The sequence below is a fragment of the Sphingobium estronivorans genome (assembly GCF_008692605.1).
Taxonomy (GTDB): domain Bacteria; phylum Pseudomonadota; class Alphaproteobacteria; order Sphingomonadales; family Sphingomonadaceae; genus Sphingobium; species Sphingobium estronivorans.
The window spans coordinates 73,696-91,730 of the sequence record NZ_LFCT01000018.1 but is presented as its reverse complement, the minus strand read 5'-3'; the positions used below and the strand labels follow the sequence as shown (position 1 = coordinate 91,730).

Genomic DNA, 18,035 nt, shown 5'->3' with positions numbered 1-18,035 from the left:
TCCTCAGAGTGAGCTGACGAGATGGCCGCCATCGACCTCGATCACCGATCCGGTCATATAGGCGGACAGGTCGGAAGCGAGCAGCAGCAGCGGACCGTCGAGATCCTCAAGCTGGCCAAGGCGGCGCTGGGGAATGCGCTTCATCATCGCCCGGCCCGCGTCGCTTTCCCAGAACTCGCCGTTAAGCTCGGTCGCGAAATAGCCGGGGGCCAGCGCATTGACGCGGATGCCGAAGCGCGCGAGTTCCAGCGCGAGCGACTTGGTCAGCTGGATCGCGCCGGACTTGGATACGGCATAGGGCAGCACCGCTCCCGCCTGCCGCAGACCCAGGATCGAGGCGATGTTGATGATCGAACCGCCCGCGCCGCGTGCACGCAAAGCCCGCCCCACGGCCTGGGACATCAGGAACATGCCCTTGAGGTTAGTGTCGATCACCGCGTCCCAGTCGGCTTCGCTCTGGTCGAGCGCCGCGCCATTGCGGACGACGCCAGCATTGTTGACCAGAATTTCGACCCGGTCGAGAACCGGCTGGATTGCGGCGATGCTGGCCGTGTCGGCGACATCCAACGCCACCGTCTCGCACCGCCCTCCTGCGGCACGGATATCGTCAGCCACGGACTTCATCGCCTCCTCGCGGCGCGCGCCGATCACGACCTCGGCCCCGGCCGACGCCAGCACCTGCGCGAAATAAGCGCCGATCCCGCCCGAGGCGCCCGTCACCAGCGCCACCTTCCCGTCAAGCCGCCACCGATTCATCGCATCCGCCCCTTCCTGTTTCATTATTAAATAGGACATTATTGTCTAACAATCAATGGGAAGTTGATCGGGGATCAAGATTGATCTCCGGCCCCCGCTTAACCACGCGATCCACGCTTGCAAGTGAGGTCGATTGTGCTAACAATAAACCTGTTGTACAATTTCGTAACATGAAAATGGCCGAAACACGACTGCCGACGAATATCCTAGCCTCAGGGTGGCAAATGTATCTTCAGAAAGCCGATCTCCCGGAAATCGACGACGACACGGTCAGTTCCTCCGACCGCGTCGTCGATGCAATCATCCGTGGCATATGGTCGGCTCGATATGTGCCCGGTCAGAAGCTGATCGAAGCTGGCCTTACCGACGCCGTAGGCGTCAGTCGCGGCCCCGTGCGCGAGGCACTCAAGCGATTGGCGGCGGAGGGAGTGATCACGCTGACGCGGCATCGTGGCGCCTATATCCGCGCCTATGGCCGTCTGGACGCCGACGAAATGCTGGAAGTGCTCGAAGTGCTGACATGTCTGATGGCCCGTCTGGCAGCCGAAGCCGCGAACAGGGACCAGAATGCCAAGCTCATGCGGGACGCCTATGAAATCCTTGACGGTCAAGGCAACCGGCATGGCGAAGATGCCCTGTTCATCGGGCAGCGCCATCACTTCTACGACACGCTCCTGGCCATAGCGGGCAATATTCAACTGGCGCGCCTTCTGCCGACAACACAGATCCAGTTGCTGCGCCTTCAGATCATGCCCTATCTCACTGCGCAGGACCGGCAGGCGCAACTCGACGAATATGCCGCGATTACCAAAGCAGTACTTGCGGGTGAACCCAAGACTGCCGAGAGCGCCATGCGGCGGCACATGCGCCGTTCACGGGAACGCTTCGCCAGAGCCCCCGATGAAGCTTTTGCCGCTCTCGTCTGATTTGGCGTTGGCTGCCTTCGGGAGGAAAGGTCGGGTGCTTTCCGATTTGCTGACCATCGGTCCGTCACCCCACTCCGCTGAACCTTGAAACTGATCAGCTTGGAATGAAGAATGGATAGCGACCAGATGGATTTCGAACCCTTGCATGTGGCCGAGCGCCAGATTCCGTTGCCCATGTCGGTGAGCAGTCAGGCCAGGGAAATGCTGGCAGCCTTTGCGCGCGGCGAAACGGCTGCTTATCCGGCCAGCGACGATCTCGCTTCGTGGAAGGCGATGATAAAGGCCAGTAACGAGGGCGTCAGCGCGATGATATCCAAGCCAGCGCATGACGCCGCCTGTCAGGCCGAGCAGATCGACCTAGGCGGCGTCCCGTCCTACCGGGCGGTGCCGCGCAGTTCCGCTAATGGGACCCCCGACATACTGTTCGATCTGCATGGCGGAGGACTGATCCTGGGCGGAGGCGATCTCGCGCGGCGGTTTGCGCTGAAGACGGCGACGGAATATGGCGTGGAGGTCTTCGCGCCCGATTACCGCATGCCGCCGGATTTCCCCTATCCGACGCCGCTCGACGATTGTGTGGCGGCCTTTCTCGCGCTTCTTGAGCTGCATCCCGCCGAGCGCATCATTGTCCAGGGGGCCTCAGCCGGCGGCAATCTGGCCGCGGCGCTGATGCTGCGCCTGCGCGAGATGGGCGCGCCCTTTCCCGCCGGTCTGATCCTCCAGACCCCGGAAATCGACCTGACCGAGTCAGGCGACAGCTTCCAGACCAATCGCGGCGTGGATGTGGTGCTGCGCGACAGCCTGATGCCCATCAATATCCTCTATGCGAACGGCCACGACCTGCGCGATCCGATGCTCTCGCCGCTCTTTGCCGATTTTTCGAAGGGCTTTCCTCCGACGATAATCTCGACCGGAACCCGCGACCTGTTCCTTTCCAACGCGGTCCGCTTTCATAATAGACTCCGCCGCGCGGGCGTGCCGAGCGAACTGATAGTCATGGAAGCCATGCCTCATGGCGGTTTCATGGGCGCACCGGAAGATGCGGAATTGCTGGACGATCTGGGCGGCTGGGCTCAGCGGATCTGGCGCGAAGCGTCCCGGCCCTGAGATTCGTATTTGCGCGGGTTCACGGACAGCGCCATGACGGGAGCCGGCCTTCCCGTCATGGCACCGCCAATGGCGTGCGTCAGCCCAGATCCCAGCCTGCGGGCTTCGGCCAACCGCCCTCGCGCGCCATCATTTCCGCTTCTTCCCGTGACAGCACGTCAGCATTGCCGCCGCTGCGTGCCGGATCGGTGCCCCGGTATCGCGCCACTTCCAGCCTCGCAATCTGATTGCGGTGCACCTCGTCCGGGCCGTCGGCCAGGCGCAACAGACGCGCGGTGGCAAGTGCGGCCGCCAGATAATGATCGTTATTCGTGCCGCCACCGCCGAATATCTGGATGGCCCAGTCCACGATCTGCTGCGCCATCATGGGCGCGACGACCTTGATCATGGCGATTTCCTGACGCGCCGCCTTGTTTCCGACGGTGTCCATCATCCAGGCGGCCTTCATCGTCAGCAGGCGTGCCTGCTCGATCCTGATGCGCGCCTCGGCGATGCGTTCCAGCGTCACCGTCTGCTCGGAAAGCGCGCGGCCGAACGGAAAGCGCTGCTCCGCCCGCCGGCACATCCGCTCCAGCACCCGCTCGCACAGGCCGATGAGCCGCATGCAGTGATGAATGCGGCCCGGCCCCAGCCGCCCCTGCGCGATCTCAAAGCCGCGCCCTTCTCCCAGCAGGATATTGGACGCCGACACGCGGACATTGTCGAAGAACACCTCCGCCGCCTTGTCCGGCACGCCGTAAGAGCCGAGCACCGGCAGCGCACGCACGACCCGAACGCCCGGCGTATCCTTCGGCACCAGGATCATGGATTGACGGCGATAGGCATCCTCCCCTTCAGGATCGGACTTGCCCATGACGATAAGAATCTTGCAGCGCGGATCGGTGGCGCCGGTGGTGTACCATTTGCGTCCGTTTATGACATATTCGTCGCCATCGCGCATGATGGAGGTGCCGATGTTGGTGGCGTCGGACGAGGCCACTTCAGGTTCGGTCATGGCAAAAGAGGAACGGATATCGCCCGACAGCAGCGGCTTCAGCCAGCGGTCCTTCTGCTCCTGCGTGCCGTAACGCAGGATGGTTTCCATATTCCCGGTATCGGGCGCCGAACAGTTGAAGATTTCGGGCGCGAAAAGCGATCGTCCCATGATTTCGCACAGAGGTGCATAGTCGACATTGCTCAACCCTTCCTCGCACTCATGCACCGGCAAGAACAGGTTCCACAGCCCGGCATCGCGGGCCAGCGGTTTCAGCTTTTCCACGATGGGATAGACGGCCCAGGGGCCGAGCCGTTCTGCCTCCAGATAATATTGGCGCTCATTGGGATAGACATGCGTCGCCATGAAATCCTTCAGGCGTTCTCCCAACTCCACGCTTTTCCTGCTCGGATTAATATCCATCGATCCTGTTCCTTATTCGACAACCGTCGCGCCGCCCTGATGACGGCAATCTTTCCTGTATGACGATCAAATCCGCTCGATCACCATGGCAATCCCCTGACCGCCGCCGATGCACATCGTCACAAGCCCATAGCGCCCGCCGATACGCTTCAACTCGTAGATCGCCTTTACGGTGATGATCGCTCCGGTGGCGCCCACCGGATGACCCAGCGAGATGCCGCTTCCATTAGGATTGGTCCGCTCGGGATCGAGGCCCAGTTCGCTGGCGACCGCGCAGGCCTGCGCCGCGAAAGCCTCATTGCTTTCGATCACATCAATGTCGGAAAGCGCCAGCCCGGCGCTCTTCAGCGCGAGCGGCACCGCTTTCACCGGGCCGAGCCCCATCACCTCCGGATCGACGCCGGCATGCCCCCAGCCCAGAATGCGCGCCATCGGCTGCACGGATTTCCGCGCGGCCTCCTCGCCGCTCATCAGCACCAGGGCGGCCGCACCGTCGTTCAGGCCCGAGGCATTACCGGCCGTGACGGTGCCATTCTCCTTCAAAAAGGCGGGCTTCAATTGGCTCATGCTGTCGAGATCGGCCTCGGCGCGCACATGTTCGTCAGTGCGGAACAAGGTTGTCCCCTTGCGCGTGCGTATCTCGACCGGCAGAATCTGTTCCTCGAACCGGCCCTCCGCCATGGCTCGCGCGGCGCGGCGATGGCTTTCCACCGCCGCTTCATCCTGCGTCCGCCGGCTGATGGCGTGGCGTTGCGCCACATTTTCGGCGGTAACACCCATATGACCATGGCCGAATGGATCGTGCAGCGCCTCCAGCATCGCGTCGAGCATCGGCGCTTCGCCCATCCGCTTTCCCCAGCGCATGGCCGGTACGATATGGGGCGCGCGGCTCATGCTTTCCGCTCCCCCCGCCACCGCTGTCTGGCATTCGCCCAGACGAATCATCTGGGCCGCGGAGACGATCGCCTGCACCCCCGACCCACAGAGCCTGTTGAGCGTCAAGGCCGGAGCGCTCGTCGGGATGCCCGCCTTTACCGCCGCGATGCGCGCCAGAAATATGTCTTTCGGGTCGCTCTGGATGACCTGTCCCATGACGATATGCTGTATATCGGCGGGCAGCAGGCCGGCGCGATGCACGGCCTCCTGGATCACCAGCCGGCCGAGTTCGGAGGGGGATATATCCTTCAGACTTCCGCCGAAGTCTCCGATGGCCGTGCGAACCGCCGACACGATAACAACGTCATTGAACATGGAATGGGCCTCCCAACCTCGCGCGCCCGCGCTCGACAAGCGTCTCTGCCGCGATCCGCCCGAAACTATCACCTCAGGCCGAAAGGTCAAGATTTAAAGCATTTTTGTCCTACAATATTGAACCATAAATCGGAATGCCGGCTTGACTTATCCCTAATAATGTAGGACATAGATGTATGATAAAATCCCGTTACAGGGTGTGAAGGAGGGTTATGAGCAGGATTTTGGACGCCAAGGGCTTTGAGGGCATTTGGGAAATGGACACCGAAAGATCCAAGATCTGGTCCTACGAGACCGACCAATGGGTGCCGGAACCATGGCTGAGCCAGACAATCTCGATGCAGCATTTCGGCAATGTGATGGCCTACACGCACAAGAATGAGAGTCAGCCGGGCATTTTCGCCTATATGGGCTATCAGTGCGCCTATGATCAGGCGGATTGGGTGCCTTACGTCCTCGATCGGGTAGAGGGCGATCTCTCGACGCCTGAAGGTCAGAATACCTGGATCGAGATCAACGGTTTCAAACCCGGGCTGGCCGTCGGGATGGTCAAGCAGATATATGTGGACAATCGATCGCATTATCGTCTGAGCCTCGATATGAACGGCATCATGAACTACACCATGCTTCGCCGCCTGAGCGAAGATGGATTGAGAATGGTCTCGCATGTGTATGATCCTGAGGGTCATCCGATGATCCAGAAGCACTTCAGGAAGGTATCGGCGGTCGCCTGACGACCTGCCCCCGGGCGTCGATGTCGCCCCGCCACGACTGGAACATGCTCCGACCGGATTGAGTCGGAGCATGTTCTATTTCGGATTGCCGACCGTCCCGCACGCGACGACTTGCCCGGCATGGCGACGCCTGTCACGGGTAGCGGTAGACAGGCCGCGCACCATGCCGGTCTGAGACTAAAGCTTCGGAAAAACCTCCACGGGCGCTCCTATTCCGAGCGGAGCCTGTACGGCAAGAAGGGCGGAGCGAAATGCCTCGTCCACCAGTTCGGCTGTCCAGACCGGCTGGTTCAGAACGGGCGCCATGACCTGGGGATGGGTGCAGAGCGACAGTTCGAGGCCGCTGATCCTAACCACCTGCCCATTCACTTCCCTCGACGCGTCGGAAAGCAGATACTCATAGACCGGCGTATTCAGGAACGGCGATTCCGGACGGTTTTCGCCTGCGGGCATGCCGTGCGAAGACCGGAAGGAACTGGATATGTTCCGCATCTGGGTGCCCGCGCGAGGCGAAACCGCATTCACCCTTACCGAACTTCCCTTCGCTTCAGCCGCCATCGCATAGGTAAAGGATGCCACTGCCCCCTTGGTCGCCCCATAGGCCGCCATGCCGACCATGCCGGATTGAGCGCCCGATACAGTGTTGATGATCGAACCGCCGCCAGCCACGCGCATGAAGCGCAGGGCGTGATGACTGCACCCGATGGTTCCCAGCACGTTTACTTCCCACAAGGTGGCGAGATCGCGAGGATTGAGTTCCTCAACCATTTCCATGCGGAAAATCCCGGCATTATTGATCAATCCGCTTATCGAACCGAATTCCTTCACGCAGCGCTCGATCAAACCGCCCGCAGCGTCCCAGTTGCCGATATTCGCTTCGTGGGCGATGGCTATTCCGCCGCTCGCGCCAATTTCCGAGACGAGCTTGTCCAGTTCATCGCTGTTGATATCATTGACTATTATTTTCGCGCCGCGCGAAGCGATCGCTACGGCGCAGGCGCGGCCGATTCCCGCCGCAGCCCCGGTAATCACGACGCATTTTCCGTTCAGGTCAATCACCACATCTCTCCCCGATCCGGCTACGCCTCACGGCGCAGCCTCGTCCATTTTCGATTTCCTAGCCTGCGCCCGCAGAAGGTGCGCTGCCCGACCTGCATTCTGCATCGGCCTCACATTTCCGCGCCTGGCGCGATCCCGACAGCCCGGGCTGTCAATTCACAGGTTCTGCGATATGGCTTCAGCGCGAGCAGGGTCAGAATGAACCCCGCTATGAAGGCGGGCAGCGCCACCAGAATCACAGACTGTCTGAGCATCGTTGGATCATGAAAGACATTGTCCGTCACAAGCGCCACCGCCGTTGGCGCGAAGCCGATCCCCACCATGGTACCAATGAGCAGGAAAAGGGTCGTGACCTGTCCTCGCATCTCGTTCGGGACCATCAGCGTCAAGGCCGGATAGGTGGCGCCCGCGATGATGTTGCCCAGCAGCGGGGCGCTCACGGTGAAGACCAGAATCGCATAAAAGGGACCATCCAGGAACCACCAGCTGAACTGGAGCAGCGCCAGCAAAGGATAAGCGATCAGCAAAGGACCAAGGCGGCCGATCGCCGGATATCGACGGCTTAACCAATCTCCCACCGCCCCCCCGATGGGCGGCGTGATCACGCCGACCGTCAGCAGCACGGCGCCTATGATCGTCCCCATCTGCGCAGGCGGCATGTGATGGATGCGCATGAGGATAACAGGCAGCCACGCGACGAACCCATTTAGCGCAAACATGTTGGCCGTAAGGGCCGCGAGGGTCAGCCCGAACCCCGAAGGCTGTTGCCGGACGAATTTGAAGAACTTCTTGTTGTCGATGACCGCCTTGGCCTTTTCCAGCCGCACAGGCTCCCGCACCGCCAGCAGGAGCAGGGCGACCAATAGTCCGGGCGCACCCACAACAATGAATACAAGTTGCCAGCTCGATACCGCGCCTAATATCGGCAAGTTCAAGACGCCATGTAGACCGAAGACTTGCAGCAACAGCCCGCCGATGAAAACCGACCCGGCATTGCCAAGGGCCGTTCCGCCGACCATTATCCCCATTACGGCTCCACGACGCTTTGGCGGAATCATATCGGAAACGATCGAGAAGGAAGCGGGCGCGAGACAGGCCTCTCCGATACCGACAGCCAGTCGAGACGCGAAAAGCTGCCAGAAGTTTTCGGACAGGCCGCAGGCAATGGTTGCCAGACTCCAGCATGAAATCCCGAAAAGAAGGACGTTACGCCGGTTGGTTCGATCCACCAGACGACCGATAGGTATTCCCGCGACGACGAAGAACAGGGCGAAGGCCATCCCCTGCACCAGGCTCAACTGCGTGTCGCTCAGCGACAGCGATTGGCGCATGGGCTCGATCAGGACGCTGATGATGTAGCGATCGAGATAGGCCATGACCCAGCCGGCCGAGAGGACGCCCATAGTGTACCACACCATGCCGCCGTGGGGATAAACGCTCCCGGCTCGAGTTATACCGATATCGTCCTGCCCGGCATAATTCATCAGATGATCACTCCCCGCGGTCTTGTTTTCACTTCGATTGTTCGCTGATCCCACGGGTGGAAACCAGCACCCCGAATTACGGCATCAGAGGTGCTTTATTGGAAACAATCCTCCGATACTCAAGCATTCGGAATTGTTTCGCGTTTCCGATATGTGATCCGCATTTTGCCCTTATCCCACCTTTTCGGCATATTTGGCGATGGCCATGTCCTGAGCCTGACGGAATTGGCTGCCGACCGCGTCGCGATCGCCGTACATATTCAGCCAGGAGGCAAGAGGGCGCCGCATCGAGCCCTGAAACTCAGGCATGACCTGGCGGGCGAACAATTCCAGCGACCGCAATGTCGCCGCGGGATCGGCGATATCCGTCATACGGACCAGAAGGCACCCGAAGCCGCCCGACTTGTCCCACAGGCGCTGTATCTGCTTGCGGGCCATTTCCGGCGTGCCGATGACCGAATAGCCGCGAGCGTTCGATTCATGGATCAACGTCTCGTGATCGGTATTGGCGAGGATATCCTCAATGTCGGGCGCGCCTTCGATCCGGAAGGGACCGGTCGATTCGAAGCGGCGCTGATTGGCATATCCATATCTGACGTCCTCGATCGCCTGCTCCAGCGTGGGAGCGATATGCATCGGGGCGATGAGACGCCAGCTACGGCGATCCGCGGATTGTCCATATTCGGCGGCCGCAGATTCCACCTCTTGCCAGGTATTGGCCAGATACTCGAAACCGCCCCGGTCGTCGGTTGCGGCGACGCCGAGGAGACCGGCGCCATAACGGCCCGCGAGACGCGGCCCGGTCGGTGAGCGCACCGCTGCCACGGCAAGTTCGATGCCGGAAGGGTTGAAGGGAGAAAGCTGCAACCGCGCGTCGCAAAGCTTGAACCAATCGGTTTCCATCGTGAGGGGTTCGTCATTGTTGAGCAGATGCGCGATTGCTTCCACGCCCTCCTCAAGCCGCCGCCGCTGGATGTTGTAATCCATGCCCAACATCCGCGCGTCGGTCACAAGCGACCCCGGCCCCATGCCGAACATGACACGGCCCCGGGTAATATGATCGAGCAGGACCATCCGGTCGGCGAGGATGAGCGGATGATGATAAGGCACGGACGCGACCCCGGTGCCGAACCTCAGCCGCTGCGTGCGCTGGGAAGCGGCGGCGATGAAAACTTCGGGCGAACTGATGAGTTCGAACCCGCCGGAATGGTGTTCACCGATCCATGCTTCCTCGAAACCGAGCGCGTCCAACGCCTCCATCATCTGCAAGTCGCGCTGGATTGCCAAGGTCGGATTTTGTCCAGGCCCGTGATAGGGCGAAAGAAAGACGCCGAAGTTCATGCGCATAATGATTTTCCTTAGATGATCCTGAACGTATCATATATAAGATAAGCGTTCTGTATATAATATCCTGTCAGACACATCGAGAACTGTCAATTTGATTGTTTGCTCCTGTTGCTCTTGATCCGCACGGGCTCAGGAACGATCGAACTTCGGTTTTCTTTTTTCCTTCAAGGCCGCGACACCTTCCTCATGGTCATCCGTCAGGAAGGTGAGGGTCTCCAGGCCGAGCGACATGTCCATATGCGTGGAGGCCTGTTGCCGCAGGGAGGCGTTGAGCGCCCGCTTGGTCATCGCGACGGCGGAAGAGGCCGCGCCCATCATCCGCTCCACCCAGTGATCCGTGCGCGCATCGAGATCGGCTTCCGGGACCGCTTCGGTGATGAGGCCGATCTCGGCAGCCTCCCGACCGGTCAACACGTCGCCCGTCAGCAGGAAGCGTTTCGACCGCATCAAGCCGACCAGATTGGGCCACAGCAGCGAACCCCCATCGCCGGCGGCCAGCCCCACCTTGACATGCGTGTCCCCGATTTTCGCACCCTCCGCCATGATGGTGATGTCGCAACACAGCGCGATGGAACAACCTTTGCCGACCGCATGTCCGTTGATCCTGCCGATCACCGGCTTGTCGCAGTCCAATATGGTGAGGATAAGCTCGCGGGCCTGCTGCATGCCCTTGACCCAATAGGCGTTTCGCTCCCGCTGATCCCTGGGCGCCGCCGATCCGCCGCCACCGACACAGAATATCCGCTCGACCGCCCCCGTCAGCACCACGACCCGGACATCCGGATCGTTACTGGCCTGACGGAATATATGGATAAGGTCCGCATTGAGTTGCGGCGTATCGACCAGATTGATCCAAAGCGCGGATTTCCGAAGCTCAACCTTGAGCGAATTATCCTTATACATTCTTCCTGCCTATATCATATATGAGCCACGTATTTCATAGGTAATAAATGAAACAGTGCGCGGCGGGTGTCAAACCGGTTATCGATGGCCCGGCAGCGCTGGCCCTCGTAAACCCCCTAAAGATCGGCCATGTCGTGGAGCTGGCATAGCGTCATGCGTTACTCCCCCTGGCGACAGGGGCGGCAAAACCCCGAAAATCCGGTGAGCAATTGGCTTCGGCCAGTTCCATGAAATGCGGCCGATGACCATTGCGAATATCAGGCTGCCGACTTCAGGGGGCAATGACGAGTAGATGTACCAGGAAGAGATCGAGGCCCTGAGCGACAGCATGGCCCGTGTGCTGACGGATGAATGCGACAGCCTCGCCCTGCATGCCTATATGGACGGCAAATCCGATCTCGACGATCAGGTCTGGAAGCGGGCGTCGGAACTCGGCTGGATGGCCGCGGCGTTGCCGGAAAGATTTGGCGGCATGAATGTAGGGCCTTATGGGCTGGAGGCGCTGCACACGGCATTGGGGCGCCGCGCCGCGCCCGGCCCCTTCGTCGCGACATTGAGTGCGGCCCAATGGCTTTCCGAGATTGGGCCGGAAGAGCTTCAGGCCGAATATCTGCCCCTGATCGCGAGCGGGCAGCTCAAGGTGGCCATCCCGGTCGCCGTTGGCTCCGGCCCCATGTTGAGCCACACCGGTTCCACCCTGTCGGGGCAACTGGATGTGCTCGGCCCGGCGGACGCGGGATTGATCATCGCACCTGTCGGATCGGGGCAAACGGTCGAAGCCTGGGGTCTGCTGAAGCCCGCGACAGCCCGTGTGACCCTCAGTCCTCAGGAAATCTGGGACCCCACGCGCGAGATTTGCACCCTGAATTGCGTCAGTGCGTCCATGATCGCGCTCCTGCCCGACCCGGACGGAAATATCGGGCGGCGGCTTCAGCGCCATGTGGCGCTGGCGCTGGCGGCCGATAGCCTGGGCGCGGCATCGAACATATCGGCGCAGACCATCGATTATCTCAAGACCCGGGTGCAGTTCGGTCGGCCGATAGCCTCCTTCCAGGCGATCAAGCATCGCACGGTCGATATGATCGCGAGCATTGCGATGCAACGGCACCTGCTTGCGCAAGGTGTCGAAAGCGCCGCCGCCGATTCCCCCGATGCCGACATGTGGGCCGCGCTGGCCAAGGCGGGCGCGACGGAAGCTTTCGCCTTCGTATCCGGCGACTGCATCCAGTTGCATGGCGGCGTCGGCCATACCTGGGAGTTCGATCCGCACATCTATGCGAAGCGGGCGAGACTGAACGAGGCGTTGGCCGCAGACAACCGCGCCCTTCGCGACTTCGCGGCGAATGCCCTCGCCGCCATCACGCGACAGGGACACAGTACGACGGAGCTCGGGATTTGATCGGCAACGCCGATCCCGAGGCACAGGTGAAGGGACACAGGACCAGATGAATTTGTCGTACTCGAAGGAATACGATGATTATCGGGAGGAGCTTCGCGCCTTTCTGGCGGCGAACTGGCCCCTCCCGGACTCTCTTGGCGACCTCCGGGAACGGACCGCCGAATTCCATCGCCGCGCCGCGAAAGCGGGGTACATCTTCCGTCATATCCCCGTGAAATATGGCGGCGGCGAGCAGCAACTCGATTTCCTGCAAAGCGAGATCATCAAGGAAGAGTTCCGTAGGGCGGGCGCGCCCAGGGAGCCCGAAGTCATCGGCATCAACCGGGTCATCCCGGTCCTGTTGCAATGGGGCACGGAGGAGCAGAAGGACTTCTTCATCCCGCGCACGATGAGCCGGGAATTTCTCTGGTCCCAGGGATATAGCGAACCCAATGCGGGCAGCGATCTGGCGGCACTGCGCACGCGCGCTGAACTGGTCGGTGACAAGTGGATCATCAATGGCCAGAAGGTCTGGAGCTCCAACGCGTACAAATGCCAATATATGAATGCGCTGGTGCGGACGGAGTCCGCTCCACGGCATCTGGGAATCTCCTATCTTCTGATCGACCTCCAACAGCCCGGCATCGAGATCCGCCGGATCAAGCAGATCACAGGGGAATCGGAATTCTGCGAAGTCTTCTTTAACAACGCAGAGACGCCAGCCGACTGGGTTGTGGGAGGACGCGGCAATGGATGGGCTGTATCGCGCACGACCCTGCGGCATGAGCGGTCCGGCTTCCGCAGCGTGAACTGGCTGGACACCATTCTGCGCCGCATCGTGAAGCTCGCCCGCGAGACGATACGCGACGGAACGCCCGCTATCGAAGAGCCGCATCTGCGCCGGGAGATCGCGCGTGTTCAGGCCCGGCTCTATGCCATGCGCTATTCGACCTACCGCGATCTTTCCATGGAAGCGGCCGGAGAGCCCTCAGGCGATTATCTGCTCACCCAGAAACTGTATCTGACGGACACGATCCATCTGGTCGAGCGGCTGACACGCGACCTGCTGGCGGACGATTATCTTCTCATGAGCCCCGGCGAAGGAAGGGACGGCCTGAAAGGCAACGCCAAGTGGATCTACAATTCGTTTCACAGCCTGAAGATCGCCATCGCAGGCGGCTCGTCAAATATTCAGCGCAATGTCGTGGGTGAGCGCGTTCTGGGCCTGCCCCGGGACAATGCCGGCGTCGGCGGACGCGAAGCTTCTGGGATGGACCAATGAACTTCAAACTCTCGGAAGAGCAGCATCAGCTGCAGGACGCCGTAAGGCGCATCGTTTCGGCTGCCGGCTATCACGAGCGGCTCAGGGCCGTGGTCGACGGTCAGCTATCGTGGGATGAAGGGTCATGGCGCGATCTGGTCGAATTCGGGGTGCCGGGCATCGTCGTGTCCGACCGATTTGGCGGCATCGGACTGACGATGATCGAGCTTGCGCTGGTAGCCGAGGCGCTTGGCTATGCCGGAGCGGCTACGCCGTTCCTGGGGCATGTGCTGGCGACGATCGCGATTGCCGAAGGCGGCAGCGAGCAACAGCGGGAAAAATGGCTTCCCATGCTCGCAAGCGGCGAGAAGATCGCCTCGGTCGCCCTTTCCGATCAAAATGACGGCTGGGCTCCGGAAGATTGGAGACTCGCGCCGAATGGATCGCGCATCAGCGGCCGCAAGATCAATGTCCCCGCCGGTCAGATCGCCGACATATTCGTCGTCGGACTCGCGGGCGGCCAACTGGCTGTGGTGGAGGCTCTGACGCCGACGGTGACGGCGGAAGCGATGGACGGCATCGACATGACCCGTCCCCTCGCCGCCGTCGAATTCTCCGACGCGGAGACGGAACTGCTGGAGAATGGTTCGGCCGGCGCCGCGCGAATGCACGATGCCGCACTGGTGCTGCTCGCCGCGGATGCTTTTGGCGGAGCCTCCCGCATTCTCGACATGACTAGGGACTATTCGTTGGTGCGCGAGGCGTTCGGGGCCAAGCTGGCCCAGTTTCAGGCCTATAAACATCAACTCGCCAACCTCGCCGTCGAAGTGATCCCGACAAGAGGGCTCTATTGGTTCGCGGCCTATGCCTTCGAAAATTATGTCGAGCGCTCCAGCCATGCCGCCTGTCTGGCGAAGGCGCATTCCGCCGAACTGTTTTTACAAACCGCCCGTCTGGGCACCGAGCTTCTTGGGGGCATCGGCTTTACGTGGGAATATGATTCCCAAATCTGGCTGAAACGGGCGATGTTCGACTTCGCGTGGGGAGGCAGGCCCGAGCGTCTGTTCGCCAAAGCCGCCGATCTCGCCGGATGGTGATAGCAGCCCTTCGCCTCGACGAGAGCGCTGCGACGCCGTGCGACATGGCGACGCGGAGCGCGATCCCTTTCAATCTTCTGGAGCCATAGACCGATGATCGTCCCTCTTCGCACCCCCAGGCACGCATTCCTGTCCCCGATCGAGGAGATCATCGACGAGGCAAAGAACGGCCGCATGTTCATCCTCGTCGACGATGAGGATCGTGAGAATGAGGGCGATCTCATCATCCCCGCGCAGATGGCGACGCCAATGGCCATCAACTTCATGGCGACCCACGGCAAGGGCCTGATTTGTCTGGCCATGACCAAGACACGCGTCGATCAGCTGGGCCTCCGGTTGATGAGCTCGGCAAACGGTACCCGGCACGAAACGGCCTTCACTGTTTCGATCGAGGCGCGGGACGGTGTGTCCACGGGCATCTCGGCAGGCGACCGCGCCCGAACGATCGCGGTCGCGATCAACGGGTCCATGGGATCCGAGCATATCGTGACGCCGGGTCATGTGTTCCCGCTCATCGCCAGGCCCGGCGGTGTGCTGGTGCGCGCCGGGCATACCGAAGCAGCGGTGGATGTCGCGCGCCTAGCCGGTCTCAATCCGTCAGGCGTGATCTGCGAGATCATGAAAGCCGACGGGTCGATGGCACGACTCGACGATCTGGTCAGCTTCGCGGAGCTTCACGGCCTCAAGATCGGTACGATCCGGGATCTCATCGCCTACCGCCGGCGGCATGATCACAATTTCGAGCGAGTCTCCGAGACGAAGTTCGAAAGTGACTGGGGCGGCGACTGGACGGCGGTGACCTTTCGTAACAAGTCGATCGATACCGAAACCGTGGCCATCATCAAGGGCAAGGTCGATCCTGCCAGGCCGACAATGGTCCGTATGCATTCCCTGGGGCTTTTCGCCGATGCTCTCGCCTTGACGGGCGAACGCAAGGGCCTGCTCAGAAAGGCGATGGAGACGATCGCGGCGGAAGGAGTTGGCGTCATCATCCTGCTGAACCAGCAGTTGAAGTTATCGCAGGAAGCCAATGCCATCGCGACCGAAAAATTCTCCGAAGTCCACCAGTTACGGGATTATGGCATCGGCGCGCAAATTCTGGCCGAACTCGGCATCCACGACATGATCCTGCTGACCAACTCCCACCACACGCTGGTAGCGCTTGATGGCTATGGCCTGAACATTGTCGCGGAGCGCCCGCTCTGAGACGAGTTCCGAAACAGCCCCCACCAGCGCAGTGGATGTTAGCCGTGGTTCGTTCGTGAGGCTCTCAAGCGCCTAGCGGCTGAAGAAGGATAAAATGGACGAACGCCGGAAAAATTGGGCAAAGAAGGAGAGGAAAGATGAAGGCCTTGGTGATGCACGGCAAAGGCGATCTTCGTTATGAAGATGTATCGGACGCCAAGATCGAGCAGGACGAGGACATCATCGTCAAGATGAACCTCTGCGGAATTTGCGGCAGTGACCTGCATCTTTTCCGAGGCAAAACGCCTTCTGCACGGCCCGTCTATTGCATCGGGCACGAGGCAGTTGGCGAGGTGGTGGAAACCGGACGCGCAGTGTCCTCCCTGCGGGTTGGCGACCGGGTCATGCTCTCCGCTGCGACAGGGTGTGGCGCCTGTCGGCCCTGCCTTTCTGGGGAGATAAAGCGTTGCGAAAGGGCGCCGGCGGAAGTCTATGGTATCGGCGGCCCGCTCGAAGGATGCCAGGCCGAAGCCATCCGCGTGCCGGTCGGCGAGTTCAATACCACTCGGATTCCTGAAGGATTGACCGACGAGCAGGCAGTTCTTCTAACCGACAATGTGCCGACGGCCTATGCCGCCTGTGTTGGCGCACAGGTGGGCCCCGGCCGCAGCGTGGCGGTGATCGGCCTCGGCCCAATCGGCCTCATGGCCGTCGAACTCGCGCTCGTGATGGGCGCGTCCGTCGTCTATGCTATCGATCCGATCGAGGACCGTCGGGAACGCGCACGCAAATTGGGTGCGGTGGCGCTACCGCCCGATAATCTCGTCGACATCATCGCCGAAATGACATCGGGCCGCATGATAGACAGCGTGATCGAGGCCGTGGGCGGCACGAGTACCGTGGATCTTGCCTTGTCGCTGGTGGGGACCGGGCGCAACCTCAACGTGCTTGGGGTCGACAGCAATCTGGATTTCCGCATCCCGATAATGGCCTGCGTCCGGGGCATCACGATCCGTGCCAGTATGATGACCGAAGTCAGTCGCTATTGGGGAGAGCTGGTGCCAATGATGCAATCGGGACGCATCCGTCCTGAAAGACTCATCACGACGACCGCAGCACTGCGCGACGGTCTCGATACTTATGAACGTTGCCTCGAACGGAGCGGTGACGTGCTGAAGGTGATGATGAAACCATAGGCACAGACCCCAACCACCTCGCGACTTACAGGACTTCCCACATACGCAGTTGTTGCGACGAACCTCGCAGTTTCATCATCCTACGGCGTCGAACTCGTGACAGGCTGCGGCTTTCAATGAAGCGCCTGTCCGGCCGGATGCGGTTTGGAGAAGTTGGGCATGCCGCGCCGGACATTCACCATTGATATGACTGCTACCTCGATAGCGGCCGGGAATCGCTGGAAGGCCGGCCTTCGGCGTTGAGCCCGGTGGCTACGATTACGACCTCTTCGCTTATATCCGGCTCTTCCCTCGGGTCCTTTCGGCGCGATCGGGGTCGAAGCGCGGGCGGTCGATGCTGAACTGGTCGCTGGTGCGCGCATACCAGCCACCGCCATGCGTGCGCCCGACAAGCTTCATCGCCGGCGTATCGAAATAAAGCTTCGCGGGATCGGCGATGAACTCGTCCTTGACGTGCGCGACCAGTATCTCCCCGATCACCACGGTCTGCAATCTGCCGATGTCGAGCATTTCGACCTTCCGGCACTCAAAGCTGACCGGCGCCGTGACGATTCTCGGCGGCGCGACCGTCTCCGATGGCACGGTTTCGATCCCGGCATAGTCGATCTCGCCAATGTCGCGCGGCGCATCGACGCTCGAAAGATTCATCGCCTCCATGTCGGCTTCCCCGACAAGATTGACCACAAACTCTCCGCTCGCGGCAATATTGGTTGCCGTGTCCTTGTACGAGCCGGTCTTCATGTCCTTGAGCAGACCGAGCATCACCAACGGCGGCTCAATCCCGCAGGCGTTGAAGAAGCTGTAGGGCGCAGCGTTGACCAGCCCGCCTTCCCCCACCGTGGTAATCCAGGCGATGGGTCGCGGCGTGATCGTCGAATTGACGATCTTGTAGCGCGCGCCGAGGTCGAGCTCGGCCATGTCAAATCGCACTGTGGTCAACCCTTCTTCCACGCGG

General features: G+C 60.9%; 16 protein-coding genes. 8 read left to right on the top strand and 8 right to left on the bottom strand.

Translation table 11 applies throughout. From position 1 onward, the window contains the following. Positions 1-3: 3 nt before the first annotated feature. Complete coding sequence (locus tag F7P65_RS13605) at positions 4-756, bottom strand: SDR family NAD(P)-dependent oxidoreductase (RefSeq protein WP_150292584.1); 753 nt, start codon at positions 754-756, stop codon at positions 4-6. A 224-nt stretch (positions 757-980) separates the two neighbouring features. Here F7P65_RS13605 and F7P65_RS13600 point away from each other — a divergent pair, with 224 nt between their 5' ends. Both F7P65_RS13600 and F7P65_RS13595 read left to right on the top strand, forming a co-directional pair. Further along, positions 981-1,682, top strand: coding sequence for a GntR family transcriptional regulator (locus F7P65_RS13600; RefSeq protein ID WP_162854618.1), 702 nt, complete (start codon positions 981-983; stop codon positions 1,680-1,682). A 111-nt stretch (positions 1,683-1,793) separates the two neighbouring features. After that, positions 1,794-2,789 (top strand): alpha/beta hydrolase, encoded by a 996-nt coding sequence (locus F7P65_RS13595; RefSeq protein WP_240334293.1) that lies wholly within the window; start codon positions 1,794-1,796, stop codon positions 2,787-2,789. Between the two features lie 79 nt (positions 2,790-2,868). Here the strand turns inward: F7P65_RS13595 and F7P65_RS13590 are convergent, their stop codons facing one another. After that, positions 2,869-4,185 (bottom strand): acyl-CoA dehydrogenase family protein, encoded by a 1,317-nt coding sequence (locus tag F7P65_RS13590; protein ID WP_150292578.1) that lies wholly within the window; start codon positions 4,183-4,185, stop codon positions 2,869-2,871. Between the two features lie 66 nt (positions 4,186-4,251). After that, positions 4,252-5,436 (bottom strand): beta-ketothiolase BktB, encoded by a 1,185-nt coding sequence (gene bktB, locus F7P65_RS13585; RefSeq protein ID WP_150292576.1) that lies wholly within the window; start codon positions 5,434-5,436, stop codon positions 4,252-4,254. Positions 5,437-5,660: 224 nt separating this feature from the next. On the opposite strand from bktB, the gene F7P65_RS13580 reads away from it, so the two are divergent. Beyond that, positions 5,661-6,170, top strand: a complete 510-nt coding sequence (locus tag F7P65_RS13580; protein WP_150292574.1) for a hypothetical protein — start codon at positions 5,661-5,663, stop codon at positions 6,168-6,170. Between the two features lie 177 nt (positions 6,171-6,347). Here the strand turns inward: F7P65_RS13580 and F7P65_RS13575 are convergent, their stop codons facing one another. The 4 genes from F7P65_RS13575 to F7P65_RS13560 form a co-directional block, all read right to left on the bottom strand. Continuing rightward, positions 6,348-7,229 carry an SDR family NAD(P)-dependent oxidoreductase gene (locus tag F7P65_RS13575; protein WP_162854617.1) on the bottom strand — a complete coding sequence of 294 codons (882 nt, stop codon included), beginning with the start codon at positions 7,227-7,229 and terminating at the stop codon, positions 6,348-6,350. 110 nt (positions 7,230-7,339) lie between these two features. Continuing rightward, positions 7,340-8,713, bottom strand: coding sequence for an MFS transporter (locus tag F7P65_RS13570; RefSeq protein WP_150292570.1), 1,374 nt, complete (start codon positions 8,711-8,713; stop codon positions 7,340-7,342). A gap of 171 nt (positions 8,714-8,884) precedes the next feature. Further along, positions 8,885-10,060, bottom strand: coding sequence for an LLM class flavin-dependent oxidoreductase (locus tag F7P65_RS13565; RefSeq protein WP_150292568.1), 1,176 nt, complete (start codon positions 10,058-10,060; stop codon positions 8,885-8,887). Between the two features lie 129 nt (positions 10,061-10,189). Continuing rightward, positions 10,190-10,963: an enoyl-CoA hydratase/isomerase family protein gene (locus F7P65_RS13560; RefSeq protein ID WP_150292566.1), complete on the bottom strand. Its 774-nt coding sequence runs from the start codon at positions 10,961-10,963 to the stop codon at positions 10,190-10,192. Positions 10,964-11,255: 292 nt separating this feature from the next. Between F7P65_RS13560 and F7P65_RS13555 the strand changes: the two genes are divergently transcribed. From F7P65_RS13555 to F7P65_RS13535, 5 genes are all read left to right on the top strand, one after another. Beyond that, on the top strand, positions 11,256-12,362 hold the full coding sequence (locus F7P65_RS13555; protein WP_150292564.1) for an acyl-CoA dehydrogenase family protein: 1,107 nt from the start codon (positions 11,256-11,258) through the stop codon (positions 12,360-12,362). A 46-nt stretch (positions 12,363-12,408) separates the two neighbouring features. Next, positions 12,409-13,623: an acyl-CoA dehydrogenase family protein gene (locus F7P65_RS13550; RefSeq protein WP_150292562.1), complete on the top strand. Its 1,215-nt coding sequence runs from the start codon at positions 12,409-12,411 to the stop codon at positions 13,621-13,623. Continuing rightward, positions 13,620-14,699, top strand: a complete 1,080-nt coding sequence (locus tag F7P65_RS13545; RefSeq protein ID WP_150292560.1) for an acyl-CoA dehydrogenase family protein — start codon at positions 13,620-13,622, stop codon at positions 14,697-14,699. Before F7P65_RS13550 ends, F7P65_RS13545 begins: the two co-directional genes overlap by 4 nt. Before the next feature lie 93 nt (positions 14,700-14,792). Further along, positions 14,793-15,905 (top strand): 3,4-dihydroxy-2-butanone-4-phosphate synthase, encoded by a 1,113-nt coding sequence (ribB, locus tag F7P65_RS13540; RefSeq protein WP_150292558.1) that lies wholly within the window; start codon positions 14,793-14,795, stop codon positions 15,903-15,905. Positions 15,906-16,042: 137 nt separating this feature from the next. After that, positions 16,043-17,080 (top strand): alcohol dehydrogenase catalytic domain-containing protein, encoded by a 1,038-nt coding sequence (locus tag F7P65_RS13535; RefSeq protein WP_150292556.1) that lies wholly within the window; start codon positions 16,043-16,045, stop codon positions 17,078-17,080. Positions 17,081-17,353: 273 nt separating this feature from the next. Here F7P65_RS13535 and F7P65_RS13530 read toward each other — a convergent pair whose 3' ends face one another. After that, positions 17,354-17,998 (bottom strand): flavin reductase family protein, encoded by a 645-nt coding sequence (locus F7P65_RS13530; protein ID WP_338053905.1) that lies wholly within the window; start codon positions 17,996-17,998, stop codon positions 17,354-17,356. Positions 17,999-18,035: the final 37 nt, after the last annotated feature.

What these genes read in the sequence shown, in the direction of transcription:
- F7P65_RS13535 (WP_150292556.1), top strand. Translation starts at nt 16,043, where the DNA reads ATGAAGGCCTTGGTGATGCACGGCAAAGGCGATCTTCGTTATGAAGAT.
- F7P65_RS13570 (WP_150292570.1), bottom strand. Translation starts at nt 8,713, where the DNA reads ATGAATTATGCCGGGCAGGACGATATCGGTATAACTCGAGCCGGGAGC.
- ribB (WP_150292558.1), top strand. Translation starts at nt 14,793, where the DNA reads ATGATCGTCCCTCTTCGCACCCCCAGGCACGCATTCCTGTCCCCGATC.
- F7P65_RS13595 (WP_240334293.1), top strand. Translation starts at nt 1,794, where the DNA reads ATGGATAGCGACCAGATGGATTTCGAACCCTTGCATGTGGCCGAGCGC.
- F7P65_RS13565 (WP_150292568.1), bottom strand. Translation starts at nt 10,060, where the DNA reads ATGCGCATGAACTTCGGCGTCTTTCTTTCGCCCTATCACGGGCCTGGA.
- F7P65_RS13590 (WP_150292578.1), bottom strand. Translation starts at nt 4,185, where the DNA reads ATGGATATTAATCCGAGCAGGAAAAGCGTGGAGTTGGGAGAACGCCTG.
- F7P65_RS13530 (WP_338053905.1), bottom strand. Translation starts at nt 17,998, where the DNA reads ATGGCCGAGCTCGACCTCGGCGCGCGCTACAAGATCGTCAATTCGACG.
- F7P65_RS13545 (WP_150292560.1), top strand. Translation starts at nt 13,620, where the DNA reads ATGAACTTCAAACTCTCGGAAGAGCAGCATCAGCTGCAGGACGCCGTA.
- F7P65_RS13550 (WP_150292562.1), top strand. Translation starts at nt 12,409, where the DNA reads ATGAATTTGTCGTACTCGAAGGAATACGATGATTATCGGGAGGAGCTT.
- F7P65_RS13555 (WP_150292564.1), top strand. Translation starts at nt 11,256, where the DNA reads ATGTACCAGGAAGAGATCGAGGCCCTGAGCGACAGCATGGCCCGTGTG.
- F7P65_RS13560 (WP_150292566.1), bottom strand. Translation starts at nt 10,963, where the DNA reads ATGTATAAGGATAATTCGCTCAAGGTTGAGCTTCGGAAATCCGCGCTT.
- F7P65_RS13600 (WP_162854618.1), top strand. Translation starts at nt 981, where the DNA reads ATGTATCTTCAGAAAGCCGATCTCCCGGAAATCGACGACGACACGGTC.
- F7P65_RS13605 (WP_150292584.1), bottom strand. Translation starts at nt 756, where the DNA reads ATGAATCGGTGGCGGCTTGACGGGAAGGTGGCGCTGGTGACGGGCGCC.
- bktB (WP_150292576.1), bottom strand. Translation starts at nt 5,436, where the DNA reads ATGTTCAATGACGTTGTTATCGTGTCGGCGGTTCGCACGGCCATCGGA.